The organism is Okeania hirsuta, from assembly GCF_003838195.1.
Lineage (GTDB): Bacteria > Cyanobacteriota > Cyanobacteriia > Cyanobacteriales > Microcoleaceae > Okeania > Okeania hirsuta.
This window is the reverse complement of sequence record NZ_RCBY01000607.1, coordinates 1-1168: the sequence shown is the minus strand read 5'-3', so window position 1 is coordinate 1168 and position 1168 is coordinate 1. Positions and strand designations below refer to the sequence as shown.

General features: G+C 43.8%; 2 protein-coding genes. Both read left to right on the top strand.

The features are described 5' to 3' along the window. The coding region (locus D5R40_RS36785) for a tetratricopeptide repeat protein (protein WP_375339457.1) at window positions 1-336 on the top strand (336 nt) is incomplete at its 5' end. Window positions 337-721: 385 nt separating this feature from the next. Then, window positions 722-976: a hypothetical protein gene (locus D5R40_RS33185; RefSeq protein WP_205127864.1), complete on the top strand. Its 255-nt coding sequence runs from the start codon at window positions 722-724 to the stop codon at window positions 974-976. The last annotated feature ends 192 nt before the right edge of the window (window positions 977-1168 follow it).

The following is a 1168-nucleotide window of genomic DNA, read 5'->3' as shown; positions in this document are numbered from 1 at the left end:
CGGGGCAAAAGTTATGCGTCCATGGATTTTCATGAGGATGCGATAGATGATTTTACAGATGCGATTCGGCTGAAAGATGATATCGGAGAATATTTCTACTACCGGGGCATCAGCAAAGCCGCTCTGGGAGATCACGTCTGGGCCATCGAGGATTTTGATAAAGCCATAGAGCGGGAGAATCGGGTGGGGGATTATTATAGGAGTCGGGGGGAATGCCTGGTCGCCTTAGGGAAAGTAGACCAAGCATGTCAGGATTTTCAACTCGCTGCCGATCGCAGTGCTTTCAACGCCCATTACTTTTTGAAAAAGCACTGCAAGGGAAATCCGAAGCAATGAGTGCAAATTTCTTCCATCCCTTCCAACTTCCTTGTCCCAGTCTGATCTTTTAGTAGAAAGAAAGCTACTGCTTTCTGAATCTGCTATTGAATAAACCTGAACAGATTATGAAGAAGTTTGGATTAGCTATCACACTTATCTGCATATTTTCCCTCTCTGCATTCACCATCCGGGCGCAAAGTGTTCAAATCTCTGAGAGCTAAGCATGGTCAAAAAAGATGGCAAGTTTGGCTTAAAAGATCACCTGGGAAAGGAAGTGCTACCAGCTATATATGATGCGATTCGTTTAGAGGAAGAAATCGGCTTTACCTGAAAGATGGGAAATTGGGGATGATTGATGAGGCTGGAAAGGTTTTGCTTGAGAACGAGTACGAGGCCATAGATTTTGAAGCGGGAGGGTTGGACCATGAAAAATGGGAAGATTGGGCAGGTAGACAGGCATGGCCGTACCATCATCGAAAATAAATTTGATGCCTTGCGATTTGAAGAAGGCTTAGGCTTTACCATGATCGAAGGGAAATTGGGGCCTGATCGATTTTCATGGGAAAGAAATTCTGCCCAATGTTACGATGCACTGGAAGTGAAAGGTAGAAAAGCACATACCATCCGAAACGGGAAGCGAAAAATTATTGATCTCTGATTAAGACGTAAATATAGTGCCATGTTAAGTAGTAAATGCCAGCATTGCTCGGGAAAGGGAAAAATCCATTATCACGAAAACAAGATTTGTAAAAGGTGTGGAGGTTCGGGCAAAAGAAAGGGGAAAACCTGCTCCAATTGCAAAGGAGCTGGAATATTTATGAGTCGTAAAAGTAAGACTTGTCCGGTCTGT